Origin of the sequence: Sphingobium sp. SJ10-10 (assembly GCF_036038995.2) — a bacterium.
GTDB lineage: Bacteria > Pseudomonadota > Alphaproteobacteria > Sphingomonadales > Sphingomonadaceae > Sphingobium.
Genome location: NZ_CP158134.1, coordinates 35,310 through 53,951 on the forward strand (window position 1 = coordinate 35,310; position 18,642 = coordinate 53,951).

Consider the following 18,642-nt stretch of genomic DNA (forward strand, 5'->3'; position numbering starts at 1 on the left):
TATGCCGATCATCGAGGTCAACCTGCTCGAAGGGCGCCCGCCGGAAGCCAAAGAGCGGCTGATCCGGGCGCTGACCGATGCTGCCATCGGTGCGATCGGGGCGCCGCGTGAGTCAGTTCGCGTCATCCTTCGCGAGATGGACCCAGCGCATTTCGCGGTGGGGGGGGTAAGCTTTGCGGCGAAGGCCGCTGCCGCGCAGCCCCGAGTCGAAGAAGATTGGTCGAATGAGGCTTGAGCCCTACCAGATCCGGATCCTCGGAGGGGGGCAGTTCGCTTGCCCCGAGGGTGAACGCGTACTGATCGCGATGGAGCAGTTTGGTTCCAGCGATATAGGAGTGGGCTGCCGTGGCGGTGGTTGCGGGTTTTGCCTGGTTCGAGTTGTTGAAGGCGAATACCGGACCGGCAAGATGAGCACGGCCAAGGTTTCTGTCGCCGACCAGGCAAAGGGATACGCCCTGGCCTGTCGGATCTATCCGATGGATGACCTAGTCATCGAAGTTCTATGAAAACCAAGGGAGAGTTGTCATGGCTACGCAGTTGAAAAGTACAGAAAACGACTACGGCATTAAGTCCGAGTACGGCCATTATATCGGCGGCGAGTGGATTGCCGGGGACAGCGGCAAGACCATCGATCTACTCAATCCCTCGACCGGCAAGGTGCTGACCAAGATCCAGGCCGGCAATGCCAAGGACATTGAGCGTGCGATTGCCGCTGCCAAGGCTGCTTTTCCCAAGTGGTCGCAAAGCCTGCCCGGCGAGCGCCAGGAGATCCTGATCGAAATTGCGCGCCGGCTGAAGGCACGCCAGTCGCACTACGCGACGCTCGAAACGTTGAACAACGGCAAGCCGATGCGCGAATCGATGTTCTTCGACATGACCCAGACTATCGGTCAGTTCGAGCTGTTCGCTGGCGCGGCCTATGGCCTGCATGGCCAGACGCTCGATTATCCCGATGCGATCGGCATCGTTCACCGCGAACCGCTCGGTGTCTGCGCGCAGATCATCCCGTGGAACGTACCGATGTTGATGATGGCGTGCAAAATCGCACCAGCGCTGGCATCGGGCAACACTGTCGTTCTGAAGCCGGCCGAGACGGTCTGTCTTTCGGTGATCGAATTCTTCGTGGAAATGGCCGATCTGCTGCCGCCGGGTGTGATCAACGTCGTCACCGGCTATGGTGCGGATGTGGGCGAGGCGCTGGTCACCAGCCCCGATGTCGCCAAGGTAGCATTCACCGGTTCGATCGCCACTGCCCGCCGTATTATCCAGTATGCCTCCGCAAACATCATCCCGCAGACGCTCGAGCTGGGCGGCAAGTCGGCGCACATCGTGTGCGGCGATGCCGATATCGACGCGGCGGTGGAAAGCGCTACGATGTCGACTGTGCTCAACAAGGGTGAGGTCTGCCTGGCCGGTTCGCGCCTGTTCCTGCACCAGTCGATCCAGGACGAGTTCCTGGCCAAGTTCAAAACCGCGCTTGAAGGCATCCGCCAGGGCGATCCCCTCGATATGGCAACCCAGCTTGGCGCCCAGGCGTCGAAGATGCAGTTCGACAAGGTAGAAAGCTACCTGCAGCTCGCAACCGAGGAAGGGGCCGAAGTTTTGACCGGCGGCACCCGCGCCGATGCTGCAAATCTGGCGGGTGGCAACTTCATCAAGCCGACGGTGTTCACCAATGTGAAGAACACAATGCGCATCGCGCAGGAGGAGATCTTCGGGCCGGTGACCACTGTAATCAGCTGGAACGACGAAGCCGACATGATGCAGCAGGCCAATGCCACCACCTACGGCCTGGCCGGCGGCGTGTGGACCAAGGATCTTGCCCGCGCCCACCGGATCGCGCGTCAGCTTGAAACCGGCACGGTCTGGATCAACCGCTACTACAACCTTAAGGCCAACATGCCGCTGGGCGGTTACAAGCAGAGCGGCTTCGGGCGTGAATTCAGCCATGAAGTGCTGAACCACTACACCCAGACAAAGTCGGTCGTGGTCAACCTTCAGGAAGGCCGCGTCGGGATGTTCGATCAGTGATCGAGAACCCGCGATCTTCGGGAGGAACGATGTGACTGCAAGGCTCGAAGGACAAGTGGCGCTGCTAACCGGCGGCGCCACAGGGATCGGTGAGGCGGTCGTCGCGCGCTTTATCGAAGAAGGTGCCAAGGTTGGCGTCCTGGTCAGGGATGCCGCTCAGGCCGACTTGGTGCGTACGCGGCATGGCAACGCAGTAGTCGTGATTGAGGGCGATGTCCGCAATTATGTCGACAACGAAAAGGCAGTCGTCGCAACCGTGGCTGCATTCGGCAAGCTTGACGTGTTCGTCGGCAATGTCGGGATCTGGGATTTCATGACCCCGCTTGCGGACATGGAACCCGAAAAGCTCTCGGAAACGCTGGACGAGATCTTCGGCGTCAACGTAAAGGGCTACTTCCTTGGCGCCCGTGCCGCAATTCCGGAGTTGCGTAAGACCAAGGGCAGCATCATCTTTACTGCCTCGACTTCAAGCTTCTACACCGGCGGTGGCGGTACGCCCTATGTGGCGTCGAAGCACGCCGTGCTGGGCCTGATCCGCCAGCTCGCCTGGGAACTAACCCCCGACGTCAGGGTCAACGGCGTGGCGCCAGGCGGCACCCGAACGCCGCTGGGCGGTACCCATGCGGGCGGAACAGCCGATGTTCACATGGAAGATATGGAAGGGCTCGACGCGATGATTGCCGGGATGACGCCGCTCGCGCGGATCGCCGAACCGGATGATCACTCCGGCCTCTATGCCTTGCTCGCCTCGCGTCGGGACTCGGCCTACATGACAGGAACGGTTTTGCTCAGCGACGGTGGAATCGGCATCGGCAAACGCCCCGGAAGCTGAAGCGGCTTAGATCTCTCCACCCTTGGCGGGTGCTCGATTCGTCGAGCGCCCGTCTTTTTTTACGTGCGATTGCTGCGATCAAGAAAGCGGTCGGCCGAAATGACCGAACGTGAGAGGCCGGCGGCAAGCAATTGCGCTTCGGCAAAGTCGATCATCGCCGGTGGGCCACACAGATAGGCTTCGTGCGCCGCCAGGTCTGCAACGCCCGCAATCTGCTCGGTGATCAGCCCACGCGCTCCTGCCCAGTCGCTGTCTGGCTCTTCATCCGACAAGGCCGGGACGAATTCGAAAGGGGCCATCCAGCGTTGACGAAGGGCCGCAATTTTGTCGAGGGCATAGAGATTGGACTTACGGCGCGCACCGTACAGCAGGTGCACCGCCCGGTCTGCGCCCCGGTCGAGCGCCTGCTCCAGAATCGAGATGATCGGCGCTAGACCACTACCCCCGGCGATGCAAAGAATGGGGGCAGTGCTGTCCTTGAGGGCGAATTGCCCATAGGGGGCGGTAACCTTCAGCTCCATTCCGGTGCGATCGGTGCAGAACAGCCAGTCGGTAAATGCGCCGCCCGGAACGTGCCGGATGTGAAAATGCAGTTGCTGGGTGGGTTCACCAACCGTCGCGAAGGCGAATGAATAACTGCGTGCACCTTCGATGCCGGGAGCGGTCAGATCAGCGTATTGTCCGGGAGTGAAGGCCAGTGGCCGATCCAGTTCGATGGTCAGCCCGATTATATCCTCGCATAGCCGTTGTGCGGCGACGATGGTGCCGCGATATGTAGCAATGGCGATCCCTTGCGAGAGTGGCGCATCAACCGCGATTGTCAGATCCGAGCGCGGAATGGCCTGGCAGGCGAGGCGAAAGCCGCTGCGCAGTTCGTCGCCCTCAAGTGCAAGGGCCGACGGGCTCAATTCGCCGATCTTGCCAGACACGAGCTTGAACTTGCAGGTACCGCACGAGCCAACCTTGCAATCGTGCGGCATGGCCAGACCCGCGTCCAGCATCGCTTCAAGAAGTGTCTTGCCCGCCGGTATGTCAAGCGTGGTCGGCGATCCTTCCACGGTTACGGTGTTCATCTTGGATTTGCGCAGGAAAGAAAACATTGTCGGGTTTTTCCGAAATGGGCGGGCGGAATCTGCAGTTGCAGATTGTCGCCCGAATGAGGGTGGACGATTGGCCTGGCGTTCAAGTGCTGGCCAGCCAGCGCGGCCAGCCAGCCTGTGCGTTGGCCTGATCCGCCAGCTTGCGTTCGCCGGGGGTGGCGAAACGTTCGTCCCAGTCCTTGAGGCGCGGTTGCGCGATGAAGCGGAACCAGACCGGCGGGATCAGTCCGGCGGCGAAGCACAGGAACAGTGAGGGCATCTGCGGCGCTTGCGGTTCGGGCTTCAGCGCATAGAAGGGGATATGCCCGTCAAGGTGATGGTTGATGTGGTTGGTGATTTCCGCACCGATCGGCCGGACGATCGCGCCAAGGTGGTTCCAGGCGTGATGGAGCTCGATCGGCGCCCCTTCGACCCGGATCAGGCCATAGTGCTGGAAGTAGTTGAACCCCTCCACGAACATCTTGGCCATTACCATCGCGCCGACAGCGGTCAGCGCCGCGCCAAGGCCTGCCGTCAAGCCCACAAAGACGATGATACTGCCCGATAAGAGCGGCAGTAGCCACACCGGATTGCGCCATCCCAGCGAAGCATGGCCAAGCTTGCGGAGGATTTCGGCCGACTTTTCCCAAGTATCCTTGTAGGAACCCCAACTCGCCTGGAACACGAAGCTGTAGATGGTCTGCCCGCGCCGAGGGGTATCGCTATCCTTGGCCGTGTCGAGATGGACGTGGTGGGTGACGATATGGGCAATATCGCGATTGGGGTCGCCGTAGAACGCGCTCAGACACTTGGCGACATAGCGAGGAAACCAGTGGCGGCGGTGCATCAGCTCATGCGCCACCGGCAGGGTCGGCACCGCCGAGAGCCAACCCAGGCTGAGCAGCGATCCGGCCAGTTGCCAGCTTGAATTGTCGGCGCCGGTGATCGGGTTGATCGCGGTCGCAACCGATCGGGCAAAGGCCCAGACCAGCAGGATCATGCACGGGAGCTGGAGGTACATGGCGAAATCGCCAAGCAGTGCCGTGCCCTGCGCGCGCATCTTGTGGTCCGCCGGCAGCAGGATATCCAGCGTCATCAACACCGGAAAGGTCGCCGCGCCCAGCCAGACGTAGCTGCCGCCGAGCATGAATCCGATAACGCCCGCCAAGGTCATGACCGGAATGAGAAAATAGCGCAGTCCGTCCATCGGATTTCTCCTTAGTTATTCTGTTCTGGCCTTGCCCGTCGAGGCAAGGGTGAGGGCGGTGGCGGTCCGCCGCCCTCGGGCCTTCATCAGTACTTGTAGGCGAGCTTGAGGAACCATTCGCGCGGACGCGAGAAGCTGGCCGTTGCGGCGCCGCCGACGTTGAGATCGACATAGCCGCCCTGCAGATAGCGCTTGTCGGTCAGGTTCGTGACGCCCGCAGTCAGGGTGAAGTGCTCACTCCTGTCGGTGAACGAGGCACTGGTGCCGAACACGCTGTACGCGGGCTGGAACAGTTGCGGGCTGTTGACTGCATCCTTGAAGGTGCCGCTCTGGTAGGACCAATCGCCGCGCAGGGTCAGCTTGCCCATGCTGCCTTCATAGACGTCGGCGTTGATCGCGGCCGAAGCTGTCCACTTGGGAACGAAGGCGAACTTCGAATCCAGCGTGACTGGCGCCGCGCTCGGATCGATCTTGGTGTAGTAGGCATCGAGATAACCCACGCCGAAGTTCACGCGAACCTGTTCGATCGGGGCAGCTTCGCCTTCGATCTCGAAGCCCTTGATCCGGCCGGCACCGGCGTTGCGAACCTTCGGAGCGATCCCTTCGTTCACAGTGATCTGCATGTCGCTGTAATCGGAAAGGAACGCCGCGATGTTCAGGCGCAGGCGCCGGTTGAACAGTTCGTTCTTCAGGCCGATTTCGTAGGATTCGACGAATTCCGGCGTGAACGAGGGGGTCGCGATTTCAGCTGGGAAGATGCGCTGGCTGAACCCGCCGTTCTTGAAGCCTTTCGAATAGGACGCATAGATCAGCGAATTGTCGGTTATCTTGTAGTCCGCCGAGATCGCCGGGGTCCACTCCTTGGCCTTGGCCGAAACCTCGATGGCCGGCATCGTGTGGTTGCCGCCCGGGTTGGTCGCCGAAGGCGTGCAGTTCGGTAGCGGGAAACCGGCCAGCGGGCCTGACGGGAACAGGTTGGCCGCCGGGTTTGCCTGTCCGACGAGGCACTGGCTGAACGCGACGAATGCGCCCTGCGGATAGACCGATGCCAGCACTGGATCGAGTTGCGAGCGGTCGTTGAAGATCGTCTGCACAGACGGGTCGAACCGCTTGGTCTCGTTAGTGTAGCGGATGCCCGGCGTGATCGAGAACCGGTCGGTCACCTTGAAGGTGGCCTGCAGGTATGAGGCATAGCTGTCGTTGTCGATGTCGCCGCCAGTAAAGAACTGGGCAAACCCGAATTCCATCGGGGTGTAGTCAGTGCCCTTTTCCTTGAGATAATAGCCGCCCAGAACGAACTTCACCTGGCCATCCATCAGGCTTCCGGTAAACTGCAGTTCCTGCGAGGCCTGCCACACATCGATATCGCTTGCGATCCGCAGGATCGTATGCGGAGTGCCGTCGAAATCGTATTCCATGTGCGAACTCTGGTCGCGGTAGGCCGAAATCGACTTCAGGCTGAAATCGCCGAAATCGTAATCGAGGGTGAGGTTCGTGCCCCATAGATCGAAGTCCGACCGGTTGACGCCGCCAGCCCAGGTGGTGTCGATGTCGCCAGTGATCCAGCGGGTGCTGGCGCAGGCCGGGTTGCCGGTCGGCGCAAGGGTACCCGGAACGCCAAACCCGCCCCAAGGTGCTCCACAGCTGCCATCGGTGACGCGGATCTTGTTCCAGAAATACATCGAGCTGGGCGCAGCGATCTGGCGGTTGGGGCCGCCGGGTGTCGTCGCGCTGTTCGGGATATCGACGAAGCGCAGCGGCACGTTCTGGTCCTGCAGTTCGAGCAGCGAAATGGCCGTCTGCTCTTCGCGGCGGATGTTGATATCCCCGCTGAGGCTGACGGTCAGCTTATCGGTCGGCTCCCACTTGAACGCAATGCGTCCGCCGAAGCTGTCCTTGTTGCCCTGGCGGCCGCCGTCGAACAAACGCTTCTGGTAGCCGTCGCGGGTTTCATAGGAAGCAACCGCGCGCATTGCGAGATTGTCGCTCAGCGGCACGTTGATCATGCCCTTGAAATCGGCGCGGTTGAACCGGCCGGTCGCCGCTTCGAGCTTCAGGTCAAATTCGTGTTGCGGCTGGACGGAATTGACGACGATCGCGCCGCCGATGGTGTTCTTGCCGAACAACGTGCCCTGCGGCCCGCGCAGGATCTGCACATCAGCGATGTCGGTCATGTCGAGCAGCGCACCGACCGAGCGGGCGACATAGACGCCATCGACATAGATGCCCACGCCGGTATCCACGGTAATGTTGAAGTCGGTCTGACCGACGCCGCGGATGAACGCGGTGATCGTGGCGCTGGAACCGGAGATGTTGGCAACCGGCGACATGTTCACGTTGGGCGCGAACTTGGCCACCTGGGCGACGTTGTTGACTTCGCGCGCTTCGAGCATCTCGGCATTCATAGCGGTGATCGCGACCGGCGTTTCCTGCAGGTTCTCAGACCGCTTGCGCGCAGTCACGATGATTTCACCTAGACCGCCGGCCCGTTGCTCCTCGGCCTGAGGCTCGCTTGCTGCTGCATCCTGCGCATGCGCCGTCATCGGCACAAGCCCGGTAGATACTACGATCGCCGAGGCGCTGGCGCGCAGGACGGCTTTCCTGAAATACATCAATCGGTTTGTCATTTGGCATTCTCCCTCGTGTTTTATCATTACTATTTATAAAGGTGGATAGACTAAACGTAGATGTTGAGGTTCTTGCTCAACATTACATTGTGCTTGAGGATCGCTCGGCGTTTGACCAGTTGAAAGCTGTTGCCGACCTGACGCCAGATATCGATACGGTTGCCGATTAGCGAATCCTCGTCGCGTTCGTTGCGATTGCGATAAGCATAGAAGTTCGAATAGACTCGGAACTCGTCGGCCTTTTCGGTAAGCTCCACCTCGACGTTGGTGATGATATGGGTGTAGCGCGTCGCCGGATCCTCCGACCAGGCCGTTCCGGTCTCGAGCCGAGAAAGCCGCTTGAGGATTTCGGGCTTGCTGTCGTTGTAATAGGCCATCCGGGTCAGGTCGGTCACCTGCTCGGTCTTGTCGCGGCGATAGCGGGTTTCGATCCCCGGCATGTGGTAATGCAGGTCTTCCGCCAGCATGCTGGCCCAGGCCTTGTAGTGTTCATCGTCGAGCAGCCGTGCTTCGCGATACAGCGTCTGGGTCAGCGCGTGGGTCAGTTCGAGCGATGCGGTAGTCCCTTCACATGTGCGCTCGAGGGTTGCGGTGTCGGTCATAGCTGTAGTTCCTCTCAGAGCGCGAACAGGCCAGGAAGATCGCGGGTTTCGCCCACATTGCCCAGCTGCGGTTCGGGCCGTGCCGGCATCTTGCCGAATTCGTCATGGGTCATCATGTCGAGCCAGCGCTGATAGAAGCCGCGCTGGTTGGCGTCGTTGTACTGGCCGCGATAGACGATGCCCGGCAGGGTATCGTGTTCGATCTGGCGGCCGATCCCGCAGCGATAGTGCAGGCGCTCGTGCCGGGTGACGACGCCGCGGTTGACGGTGGTGCAGTTTTCCCAGTTTTCGCCGTCATCCATCTCGAAGGTGCCACCGGGGCCAAAGGTCTGCATCACGCCTTTGGTCACTTCCTCCTTGATGTCGTCGGGCATGTTCTTGTTGACGATCACCCAGGTCTTCAATTCGAACTGCATTGGCCCCTTGGGTTGCCACTGGCGGAAGGTGGAAATGCCCGGCAGGAACGAGACGTTGGGGAAGATCGATGCCGAGGCGACCGAACCGAAGATCTTCGAGCGCATCTCGCCCAGGCGTTCTGCCATCTTCGGGCGGATCTTGTTGTAATAGTCCATCACCTTGGGGCGCCCGAGCAGGAAGAGGTCGCCCACGCCTTCGGTGCCGAATTCCCAGCCGTGGCCGTTCACGCTGGCGTGATAGGAATTATCCATGTCGATCGGCGGGAACGGCTGGCCGTTGTTCATCGACCGAGTGCCCGAATCATGCGTCCAGCCGGCGTGATAAGCGTCGCCGATGAAGTTCTCGACCCCGAACTTCCAGTTCGCGCTGATCACCGACTTGATGCAGCCGCCAATGAATTCGGTGCCGCCTTCCTCGTTGTCGAGGATCATGTCGAGATACCACCGGAAATCGCCTAGCCAGGCTTCCAGGCTCGGCGCATCGCTGTTGAAGGTGGCGAACACCAAGCCCTTGTAGTTGCCGACCTTGGCGACGTTCTTGAGGCCATGGTTCTTGAAGTCGATATCGCCCGCGTCGTAGCAATATTCCTCGTGCATGCCCTTGAGGTCGCCGGCGGTGTCAAACGCCCAGCCGTGGTAATTGCAGACGAACCGACGGGTGTTCCCGGCATCGGCGAAGCACACCTTATTGCCGCGGTGCGGGCAGGAATTGAGCATGACCCGGATCGAACCGTCGGGCTGGCGCGCGACGATCACCGCGTCTTCACCCATGTGGGTCGTCAGGAAGTCCCCGCTGTTTGGGATCTGGCTTTCGTGGGCAACGAACAGCCACGACCGCGCGAAGATGCGGTACAGCTCCTCCTCGTAGATGTCCGCATCCGAAAAGATCCGGCGGTCAAGCCAGCCTTCCTTGAGGTCCATGTAGCGTGAATAATCCGGTTCGCGACCGATCCGTTCGAAGCGCATGATTGTTCTCTCCCGTCAGGCTTGTTCAGAAAAAGGCGTTGAGGTTGCTGTCCGGCAGCACGGAATGGTCCAGCACGATTTCGCGCGCGGCCAGCAGCCAAGCGCTGCCTTCGCTGCGCCAGAGGTCAGTGCGTCCGGCGGTGAGCAGGCGGGTGGTGCCATCGATCCGATTGCGGTGCATCCCCAGCACCGAATGGACCCGCACCTCGTTATCGGCCCGGGTGGCCAGCACCTCGACGTTGGAGACAGCGCGGCGGATGTAGTTGGGCGGATCTTCGGCCCAGACGAAGCCGGATTTCAGGCGATCCACCCGCATTTTCAGCCTACCCAGATCCTCGTTGAAGATTACCCCTGGGCCAAGTGGAAAAGGCGGCGAACGGTCAGCGCGGAACCTTCGGCTCTTCAGTTCCAGGCGATAGCTGACGTCTTTGCCAAGCATGGCCAGCCAGCCGTCGAGATCTTCGTTGTCGAGCAGCCGGGCTTCGCGGTGGAGTGCCTGGGTAACTGCAACGATCACCTCCACCGGGGGAGGGGCAAGCGGTCGGTCAAGCATGCTCGGCCTCCTCGTCGGTCAGCGAGTTAATGTTGTACGTGGGCACTTCGGCCCAGGTTTCCGCCATCATGTGCTCTTGCCAGCGGCGGTAGAAATAGCGCTGGTTGTGTTCGCTTACCAAGCCGGAGGCGATATCGCCGGGGAAGCCCTCGCGCTTGCCCGAGCGGCCCAGCGCCATGTTGGTGTAGACATCCATCTGCGCCGTGCGCCAGCCGCGCGACTGTTCGGTGCAGGCGGTCAGATTGTCGCCATCGTCGTTGTCGAAAAGGCCCGCCAAGCCGAAGGTCAGGCACTGGTTTTCGAGAATCTGCGCTTTCACCGCCTCGGGCATGTCGTTTTCGGCCATGGCCCAGGTCCACTGTTCGATCTGGGTGGGACCCTTTGGATGATAGACCCGGAACCAGTTGAGCCCGGGCAGCAGTTGCAGGTTGGGGAAAATGGTTATGTTGACCTGCGCACCCCACACCTGCCTGCCGCGCACTTCGCCCAGACGGTCGATCACCGTCTGGCGGTTGGCCTCTAGGTATTCGAGGATCGGCTTGGGATCAGGATAGAAGGCGTAGCCGGAAACGCCGTCGAGCGCGCTCAAGACCATGTGCCCGTTCATGCCGGCGACCGACAGCCCGCCATCGAGATCGACCCCGGAATTGCCGACGCTGAGCCCGGTGAGGTCCATCGACTGGACTGCTGCCATCGCGCCGGCATGTGCCCAGCCCAGGTGATAGCCATCGCCGCAGACGTTCTCGACTGGCAGCTTCCAGTTGGTGCCCAGCACCATCTTCTGCGTCTCGCCGAGCAGTGCCGATCCGCCCGGCATGGCATCCAGCCAGACATCGAGGAAAAACTTGGCATCGCCCAGATAGTCATCGAGGCTGGGCGAATTGGCATCCCAGCAGCCGAACACCAGGCCCTTGTACTCGGCCACTTTCGTCACCGGGATCAGGCCGAACTTGGTGCGGTCGAGTTCGCCGAAATAGGCCTCGCTTTCCAGCGGCACCCCGGCGAGCGCGCCGTCCGGGGAAAAAGACCAGCCGTGATAGTTGCAGGTGAAGGCGCGCGCATTGCCGCGATCGGCGCGGCAGATCCGGTTCCCGCGGTGGGTGCAGCTGTTAAGGAACGCCTTGATCGACCCGTCCTTCTGGCGGATCACGATCACATCGTCTTCGCCCATGAAGGTGCGGAAATAGTCGCCCGGCTTCGGAATCTGGCTGGTGTGGACCAGGAACAGCCAGCAGCGCCCGAAGATCCGCTCAAGTTCCTGCCGATAGATGTCTTCGCTCGCGTAGATCGAGCGCGATTGGCGCCCGGTGCGTGAATCAACCAGATCGGCAATGTTGTCGTTCATTTGATCCTCTCCCAACAGCATGGCTAAAGCCGCCATCGATTTTTCTTGTCGGGACAGTTATAAGCACGAATCGTGCCAATATCGTTTTCGGGCCGATTTACCGCAGTCCGGTTGGTCAATCCCACGGCGAGGCACCGTGCAGATCGACGTATATGTAAATGTCGAGGCTTAAGTCTGGGCCGGAAGTTACGAATCTGATAAGCTGACCGGATGGAGACGCTCCCAGGATACGCCGACCTTGCCAGCAAGCTGCTGTTCTCACCGGAAATGGGCCGGATCTGGCATGACGGTGAACGCTGCGTACTGCTCAGCCAAGCGGCCCTGGCCAGCTGGCGCAGCCGCCTGGTGGCCGAATTGGGGCTAGAAGCGGCCAGCCGGTTCTTCTGGGGTGTCGGTTTTGCCGAAGGCGCACGGTGCGCGATCGGCGCGAAGAAATTGCGCCCGGATGGTGATTATCTCGAAGCATTCGCGGTCGGACCGCAGGCACACGCCTTGACCGGGTTCGGCTGGACCCAGATCGAAACTCTTGAAAACGATCCCTCGCGGGGGCATTTCGAAGGCCGGTTCACGGTCCACGATTCGATGGAGGCGGCGATCCATCTCAACGCGATGGGGCACAGCACCGATCCGGTGTGCTGGATGCAGACCGGCTTTGAAAGCGGCTTTGCCACAACCTTCGCGGGACAACCGATCATCATGCGCGAAGTGGAATGTGCGGGGCGAGGCGATGCTGCCTGCGTACTTCACGCCAAACCAAAACCCGAATGGGATCAGTTGGACGACCTCGAATTGGCCGCGACGCCGCTGGTCCTGTCCGAAACGTGGCATGATGCGGGCCAAACGGTGATTGGGATATCGGCAGCGTTCCTCTCAGCCAAGACCATGATCGAACGCACCGCAGCGAGCAATGCGACGCTGCTGTTAATGGGCGAGACCGGGGTCGGCAAGGAAGTGCTGGCCAAGCTCGCTCATCGGCTGAGCACGCGCGAGGCGGAGCCGTTCATCGCGCTCAACTGCGCGGCGATCCCTGAGGGGCTGATCGAATCGGAGCTGTTCGGCGTGGCCAAGGGGGCCTATACTGGCGCGGTTGCCGCCCGGCCCGGTCGGTTCGAGCTGGCCAATGGCGGCACGCTGTTCCTGGACGAGATATCGACACTGTCGCCACTTGCACAATCGAAGATTCTGCGCGCTGTCCAGGAAGGTGAGTTCGAGCGGGTCGGCGATACGCGGACGATCAAGGTGGATGTCCGATTGATCGCAGCATCGAATGTGGAACTTAACGAGGCGGTGCGGGAAGGCACGTTTCGTGCCGACTTGTTCTACCGGATATCGACTTTACCGGTCCGGGTGCCGCCGCTGCGCCAGCGCCGCGAGGACATTCCGGTGCTGCTGGAACACTTCCGTCTGCGTTATGCCCTGCGCCATGGCCGAACAGTATCGGGCTTCACTCCGCGGGCGATTAACGCGCTGTTGGCTTACGATTTCCCGGGCAATGTGCGCGAACTTGAGCGAATGGTGGAACGCGCCGTGCTGTTGGCGGACGACGGACGAGCGATCGACGTCAGACACCTGTTCTTGGAAACCGACGGCCTCGAATTGAAGCCGGCGATGTGCATGACCAACGATGGCAGGATCAGCGCCGTTGACAATGTTGGTAGTCGCGCCAACTTGGTGCGCCAGATGCTGGATCTGATCGTCGATGAGGGCGGAAGCCTGCTGGAAATGGAAGGGCTGGTGATCCGCGAGGCCCTTGATGCAAGTGGGGGCAACGTTGCTCGCGCGGCGCGCACCTTAGGCTTTACCCGTCGGCAGCTCGCCTTGCGTCTTGAAAAAATGGAAATCCAGGAATCCGCCTAGCGCGCGTTAACTCTCGCAACGCATTGCATATTGTGCAAAGAAGGTCTATAGGGAGGTGCGCCTTCCGGCAATAAGACCGGGAAAGCACGCAAAGTTGGGAGAATCGCATGAAATCGGTAGCCGTGGTCGGAGCAAATCTTGCGGGTGGCCGCGCGGTGGAGTCCTTGCGCCAGGCTGGCTTCGATGGCCGGATCACCCTTATCGGCGAAGAACCGTGGCGGCCCTACGAGCGCCCGCCCCTGTCCAAGGAGGTGTTGTGGGATCCGGCCAATGTACCGGACAATTTCTTCCTTCATGACGAGGCCTGGTACGCCGCCAACCGCATCGAAATGCGGCTTGGCACGCGTGCCGAAGCGCTCGACCTGGCGGCGAGCGCTGTGCGCCTGACGGGCGGAGACCTGGTCCAAGCCGACCGCATCCTGCTGACCACCGGTGGTTCCGCCCGCAAGCTCAACATGGAGGGTGCCGACGCCGCCAACGTGCATTACCTGCGCACCCGGGACGATGCCACCCGGATGGCGACGGACCTCAGGGACGGCGCCCGGATCGTCATCATCGGCATGGGTGTGATCGGGGCTGAAGTCGCGGCCAGCGCGGTCAAGCTGGGGTGCCGAGTGACCGCGATCGAACCGCTTGCCGCGCCTATGATTCGCGCGCTCGGGCCGCAGTTCGGGCAATGGCTGGGCGAGGAACATCGCCAGCGCGGCGTCGACACCCGCTTCGGACGCGGCGTGAACGCGATGAAGGTGCTTGACGGGCGGGTGACGCAGGTCGAACTCGATGACGGATCACTGGTGGATTGCGATGCCGTGGTAGTCGGGGTCGGGATAGTGCCGGAAATCAGCCTAGCCCGGGACGCAGGCATCGTCACCAATAACGGCATCATCGTCGATCGGCGGTGCCGCTCCAGCAATGAGAATGTCTTTGCCGCCGGCGACGTGGCCGAACAGGAGAGCTTCTTCGGCGGCCATATCCGCCAGGAAACCTACCAGAATGCTGCCGATCAGGCTCAGGCCGCGGCGCTCGCCGTGCTCGGGCAGGGCGTCGATTACTGCAAGCCGGTGTGGTACTGGAGCGACCAGTTCGATCTCAATATCCAGTTCTGCGGCCATATCCCGGTGCAAGCCGAGGTAACCCTGCGTGGAGACATGGCAAGCAACCAGTTTACCGCATTCTTCCAGTCAGGCGAGATGATCGAGGGCATCCTGACTGTCAACCGCGCCCCAGACATGGGCATCGGCAAACGGCTGATCGAGCGCCGAGCCAATGCCCAGGCCGCGCAGCTGGCCGATGCCGATGTGTCGCTCCGCGATATCCTCAAGCAGGCTGGTTAGGCTCGTAAGGCGGGCGGGATCAGCCGATCCCGCCACCTGCGACGTAGAGGGTTTGGCCGGTGATGTAGGACGCCTCGTCGGCGGCTAGAAAGCAGATCGCGGCGGCCAGTTCCTCGGGCTCGCCGAAGCGACCCAGCGGGGTATCGCGCAAGGTCTGCTCCATCACCTCGCCAAAGCCCTTGCGGTCCGCGTCGGAATGCGGAGCGGTATTACGCGGGGTGACACGGGTCACGTTGACCCCGCCAGGAGCCACGCAATTTACCCTGATGCCACAATCCTCCAGTTCCAGCGACAACGCAGCGGTCAGCGCCGCCACGCCACCTTTCGCAGCCGCGTAGGGCACGCGATTGACCCCGCGCGTTGCCACCGAGCCGATGTTGACGATCGCGCCGCGACCCGCCGCGCGCATGTGGGGCAGCACTGCATGGCAACACCACAGCGTCGGCCACAACGAGCGATTAATTTCGGCGACGATTTCTTCGGTGGTGTATTCCCAATAAGGCTTGGCCCAGATCGTGCCACCGACATTATGGACGGCCACGTCGATCCGCCCGAATTTATCGCTTACAGCGTTGTACAGGGCAGCGGCTCCAGCCTGTTGCTCGAGGTCGTGGATGGCGGGGTGAGCGTCGACAGATTCGGCCATAAGTCGCGCAACCGCATCCAGTGTCGCCTGTTCTGCACGATCGGCAACGACGACTGTGGCGCCTTCTCGCCCTAGGCGCTGGGCCGTAGCAAAGCCGATGCCCTGGGCTGCTCCCGTGACAATCGCGATCTTGCCTGCAAATCTTACGTTTGCGTCTGTCATCTCTGATTTCTCCAAACCCGCACCCGTCCGGCCGGAAGGGTGCAATCCTAGTCACATTCGGCTTCATAAATCCGCATTCCTCCCTTGCCAAGCCCGTGGGCAATGCGTTACATATTGGCTAATGATTGAAAATCTTTGGGAGATGTTGCGTGGCGCGTGAACTGCTGACTGCTGCTGATATAAAGGGTGCCTGGGCGATCGTGCCGACGCCCGCCAAGGAAGGTGCTACCGATTGGCGCGCCACTGATACGGTTAATGTCGACGAAGCAGCCCGCATGGTCAACGGCCTGATCGAGGCCGGAGTCGACGGCATCCTGAGTATGGGAACGCTGGGCGAGGCCGCGACCATGACGCTTGACGAAAAGCTCGTCTTTATGAAGACTATCGTAGATGCCGCAGCGGGCCGGGTTCCGGTGTTTGTCGGCACAACCTGTATCAACACCCGCGACACCATCGCGCTGACCCGCGAGGCAGTCGATATCGGCGCGACCGGGACGATGCTGGGCGTACCGATGTGGTGCGCGCCGAGCGTCGATGTCGCGGTCCAGTTCTACAAGGATGTCGCTGAGGCGGTGCCCGATATCAATATTGCAATCTATGCCAATCCCGAAGCATTCAAGTTCGATTTCCCGCGCCATTTCTGGGGTCAGGTCGCCGAAATCCCCCAAGTTGTTACTGCCAAGTATATCGGTGTTGGCACACTGCTGCCCGATCTGGCCGCAATCAAGGGGCGGATCAAGCTGCTGCCGATCGACTTCGATTACTATGGCGCGGCGCGGATGGACGATTCGGTCGATGCCTTCTGGACAAGCGGCGCGGTCTGCCATCCTCTCGTCAGTACGACATTGCGCGATCTCGTCGCACAGGCCCGCGCCACCGGCGACTGGAGCAAGGCCAAGACCTTCATGGGGCGGCTCGCGCCCACGGCAGCAACGCTGTTTCCCAATGGCAGCTTCAAGGAATTCTCCACCTACAACATTCCGCTGGAAAAGGCGCGGATGACCGCCGGTGGATGGATGAACGCCGGACCTTGCCGTCCACCCTATCACTTATGTCCCGAAAGCTATCTCGAAGGCGCGCGTAATTCGGGCCGGATGTGGGCCGAACTGGGCAAAGCGCTCGAAACAGAGCGTTGAAGACGGTCAGATAAACGATCACTGGAAATGCGGGAGCAAGAGGATGGCTGACGCGACCTTGACCTGGCCGAAGAATTATAACGAAGTTCCCAAGGCGGCCTTTACGCGATCGGATCTCTACTTGGAAGAGATCAAGCGGATATTTCACGGCCCGGAATGGCATCCGGTTGCGCACGAAAGCGAGTTGCCCAACCCAGGCGATTTCCGGACGATCCGCCTCGCAGGAATCCCGCTGTTGATCTCGCGGGATGAAGGGGGCGAGGTTCGCGTGTTTTACAATGCCTGCTCGCATCGCAGCAACCAGCTCGAAACTGCGGTAATGGGTAACAAAACCGAGTTCGAATGCCCCTATCACCGTTGGCTGTTCAGTGCCAAGGGCGAGCTTGTTGGATGTCCCAACCCGCGCGAATTCGTACCCGGTTTCGACAAGGCGGACTACCCCTTGGGGCAGCCGCGCTTCGATCTGTTCTACGGCCTGATATTCGTGACGTTCTCGGCTGAGACAGAACCCCTTGACCAGTTTCTCGGCGAAGCAGGAGAAACCCTGCGCGAACTGATGGCGGGCGACGGTCGCCTTAAACTGCTGGGCTATCAGAAGGTTCGCTATGACAGCAACTGGAAGGGTTACAACGACAACGACGGCTACCATGCCCCGCTGCTCCACGCGGCATTCAAGATGCTCAATTGGCAGGGCGGCAAAGGGCGGCAGTATACCGCCACGAAACGCGGCCATGTCTGTTTCGAGTCGGCACTCTCCGTGGCGAGCGGTCCCAGCGTTCTAAAAGATAAGGATCTGATTGCCTTCAAAGGGCAGGATCCATCAGTCGGGTCACGCATCGTCCAGTTGTTCCCGACTTTCGTTTCAACCAAACATCTCGACGTCATAAACCTGCGCTTCGCGACCCCAATCGATGCCGAAACGACCGAGGTCCACTACGCCTATTTCGCCCACCAGAACGACGATGCGGACATGCTTCGCCACCGGTTACGGCAAAGCTCCAATTTACTGGGTCCATGCGGTTTAATTAGCATGGAAGACGCTTCGATCTTCCACCGGATCCACATCGGCAGCCACACGCCTGGCAATGCGATCTTCCAGAAAGGCGTGCGTGATCCTGCCAAGCTCGAGTCCGAGTTTTCGCAGAACGATGAAAGCGGTAACCTTCCGCGCTGGGAATATTACCGCTCGGTGATGGGATTCGAAAGGGCACAAGCATGATGCTTTCGCCCACCAAACTGGAATGCGCTCTTGACCGCCTGCTGCTGGCGGACGCCAACGCGCTCGACAGCAAAGACATGACAGGCTGGCTCACTAACTATGCCGAGGAAGAACAGGCATCTTATTACTGCCGTGCGGCCGAGAACACAGAACATAACCTCGAACTCGGCTTCATGTTCGACGATTGTAGGGCGCGACTGGAAGATCGCGTCACTTATGTCACAGAGATCTGGGCAGGGACCTTTCAGGACTACCGCACTCGCCATTTCGTTCAGCGGGTCAGCCATCGGCAGGTCGATGCCAGCACAGCAGAGGCCATGTCCAACTTTTCGGTTTTCATGACGCCGATGGATACCGGGGTCACTCAAATTCTTGCCGCAGGTCGCTATCTCGATATGGTTCGGCTTTCGGGCGATGGTCGGGCCAAGTTTCTGTCCCGCCGTGCCGAATTGGATACGTCAGTACTCCCGCGATATCTTGTCTACCCGATATGAAAAGTTATGCAATATAGCTAAATATTCCAGAGAAATACCGATCTATATTATAGCTTTAGCAGTAATCTTCGGAAGATTTCGATATGAGTTCACAATGTAAGATGGTGAAATTGCCAAAAGATATCGCGGATAAAAT

Annotated in this window: 17 protein-coding genes; 9 read left to right on the forward strand and 8 right to left on the reverse strand. The window is 60.5% G+C overall.

From position 1 onward, the window contains the following. The first annotated feature begins 1 nt into the window (after position 1). From VVT58_RS20625 to hcaB, 4 genes are read left to right on the forward strand one after another with little or no spacing between them, the layout of a single operon-like run. The gene (locus tag VVT58_RS20625; RefSeq protein WP_008828143.1) at positions 2–235 is read left to right on the forward strand and encodes a 2-hydroxymuconate tautomerase; all 234 of its coding nucleotides are present in this window, start codon (positions 2–4) and stop codon (positions 233–235) included. After that, positions 225–506, forward strand: a complete 282-nt coding sequence (locus tag VVT58_RS20630; RefSeq protein ID WP_008828144.1) for a 2Fe-2S iron-sulfur cluster binding domain-containing protein — start codon at positions 225–227, stop codon at positions 504–506. Before VVT58_RS20625 ends, VVT58_RS20630 begins: the two co-directional genes overlap by 11 nt. 19 nt (positions 507–525) lie before the next feature. Beyond that, positions 526–2,031, forward strand: coding sequence for an aldehyde dehydrogenase (locus tag VVT58_RS20635; RefSeq protein WP_008828145.1), 1,506 nt, complete (start codon positions 526–528; stop codon positions 2,029–2,031). A gap of 31 nt (positions 2,032–2,062) precedes the next feature. Beyond that, positions 2,063–2,863 (forward strand): 3-(cis-5,6-dihydroxycyclohexa-1,3-dien-1-yl)propanoate dehydrogenase, encoded by an 801-nt coding sequence (gene hcaB / locus VVT58_RS20640; RefSeq protein ID WP_031309914.1) that lies wholly within the window; start codon positions 2,063–2,065, stop codon positions 2,861–2,863. A 59-nt stretch (positions 2,864–2,922) separates the two neighbouring features. Here hcaB and VVT58_RS20645 read toward each other — a convergent pair whose 3' ends face one another. The 7 genes from VVT58_RS20645 to VVT58_RS20675 all read right to left on the reverse strand — a co-directional run bounded on the left by VVT58_RS20645 (position 2,923) and on the right by VVT58_RS20675 (position 11,658). Next, positions 2,923–3,963: a 2Fe-2S iron-sulfur cluster-binding protein gene (locus VVT58_RS20645; RefSeq protein ID WP_008828147.1), complete on the reverse strand. Its 1,041-nt coding sequence runs from the start codon at positions 3,961–3,963 to the stop codon at positions 2,923–2,925. Between the two features lie 82 nt (positions 3,964–4,045). Then, entirely contained in the window at positions 4,046–5,149 is a 1,104-nt protein-coding gene (locus tag VVT58_RS20650; protein ID WP_008828148.1) for an alkane 1-monooxygenase, read from the reverse strand. Between the two features lie 86 nt (positions 5,150–5,235). After that, positions 5,236–7,776 (reverse strand): TonB-dependent receptor, encoded by a 2,541-nt coding sequence (locus VVT58_RS20655; protein ID WP_046765870.1) that lies wholly within the window; start codon positions 7,774–7,776, stop codon positions 5,236–5,238. A gap of 50 nt (positions 7,777–7,826) precedes the next feature. After that, positions 7,827–8,378 (reverse strand): 3-phenylpropionate/cinnamic acid dioxygenase subunit beta, encoded by a 552-nt coding sequence (locus VVT58_RS20660; RefSeq protein WP_008828561.1) that lies wholly within the window; start codon positions 8,376–8,378, stop codon positions 7,827–7,829. 14 nt (positions 8,379–8,392) lie between these two features. Next, positions 8,393–9,760, reverse strand: a complete 1,368-nt coding sequence (locus tag VVT58_RS20665; RefSeq protein WP_008828560.1) for an aromatic ring-hydroxylating dioxygenase subunit alpha — start codon at positions 9,758–9,760, stop codon at positions 8,393–8,395. Positions 9,761–9,785: 25 nt separating this feature from the next. Next, on the reverse strand, positions 9,786–10,313 hold the full coding sequence (locus VVT58_RS20670) for an aromatic-ring-hydroxylating dioxygenase subunit beta (RefSeq protein ID WP_024020830.1): 528 nt from the start codon (positions 10,311–10,313) through the stop codon (positions 9,786–9,788). Continuing rightward, positions 10,306–11,658: an aromatic ring-hydroxylating dioxygenase subunit alpha gene (locus VVT58_RS20675; RefSeq protein ID WP_008831827.1), complete on the reverse strand. Its 1,353-nt coding sequence runs from the start codon at positions 11,656–11,658 to the stop codon at positions 10,306–10,308. The genes VVT58_RS20670 and VVT58_RS20675 overlap by 8 nt, the downstream gene beginning before the upstream one ends. Positions 11,659–11,868: 210 nt before the next feature. Here VVT58_RS20675 and VVT58_RS20680 point away from each other — a divergent pair, with 210 nt between their 5' ends. After that, on the forward strand, positions 11,869–13,515 hold the full coding sequence (locus VVT58_RS20680; protein WP_327752066.1) for a sigma 54-interacting transcriptional regulator: 1,647 nt from the start codon (positions 11,869–11,871) through the stop codon (positions 13,513–13,515). 107 nt (positions 13,516–13,622) lie between these two features. Further along, positions 13,623–14,849, forward strand: a complete 1,227-nt coding sequence (locus VVT58_RS20685) for an NAD(P)/FAD-dependent oxidoreductase (RefSeq protein ID WP_008829811.1) — start codon at positions 13,623–13,625, stop codon at positions 14,847–14,849. A gap of 19 nt (positions 14,850–14,868) precedes the next feature. Here the strand turns inward: VVT58_RS20685 and VVT58_RS20690 are convergent, their stop codons facing one another. Beyond that, complete coding sequence (locus VVT58_RS20690; RefSeq protein ID WP_024020828.1) at positions 14,869–15,657, reverse strand: 1,6-dihydroxycyclohexa-2,4-diene-1-carboxylate dehydrogenase; 789 nt, start codon at positions 15,655–15,657, stop codon at positions 14,869–14,871. Positions 15,658–15,806: 149 nt separating this feature from the next. Here VVT58_RS20690 and VVT58_RS20695 point away from each other — a divergent pair, with 149 nt between their 5' ends. The 3 genes from VVT58_RS20695 to VVT58_RS20705 are packed head-to-tail and all read left to right on the forward strand — an operon-like array spanning position 15,807 to position 18,506. Next, a complete protein-coding gene (locus VVT58_RS20695) occupies positions 15,807–16,793 on the forward strand; it encodes a dihydrodipicolinate synthase family protein (protein WP_008829814.1) in 987 nt (328 codons plus the stop codon). Positions 16,794–16,836: 43 nt separating this feature from the next. Then, positions 16,837–18,012, forward strand: a complete 1,176-nt coding sequence (locus VVT58_RS20700; protein WP_008829815.1) for an aromatic ring-hydroxylating dioxygenase subunit alpha — start codon at positions 16,837–16,839, stop codon at positions 18,010–18,012. Further along, the gene (locus tag VVT58_RS20705) at positions 18,009–18,506 is read left to right on the forward strand and encodes an aromatic-ring-hydroxylating dioxygenase subunit beta (protein WP_024020827.1); all 498 of its coding nucleotides are present in this window, start codon (positions 18,009–18,011) and stop codon (positions 18,504–18,506) included. Before VVT58_RS20700 ends, VVT58_RS20705 begins: the two co-directional genes overlap by 4 nt. Positions 18,507–18,642: the final 136 nt, after the last annotated feature.